General features: G+C 59.7%; 1 pseudogene. It reads right to left on the reverse strand.

What is annotated here, in order from left to right:
• Nucleotides 1–243 (reverse strand): annotated as a pseudogene (locus NR187_RS34860) (flagellin); the annotation flags it as partial.

Raw genomic sequence — 243 nt, forward strand, 5'->3', positions numbered from 1 at the left:
GGTTGGACGAACCGGTCTGCAGCACGTTGATCAGGTTCTTGTTGAAGTCCTGACGAACCTGCACGATCGTCAGGTTCGAACCGAGGCTCGAGGCTTCCGAACGCAGCGTGCTCGACGCGGTGTTCAAGTTGGTCAGCACCTTGTTGGTGGCGGCGTTGTCGATGAAGTCGACACCGCCGGTCAACGCAGCGAGGCCGAGACCCTTGGAGTTGTAGGTCACGCCGGTGATGCTGAGGTTCGACT

The organism is Bradyrhizobium sp. Bra64 (genome assembly GCF_024519875.1).
GTDB lineage: Bacteria > Pseudomonadota > Alphaproteobacteria > Rhizobiales > Xanthobacteraceae > Bradyrhizobium > Bradyrhizobium japonicum_G.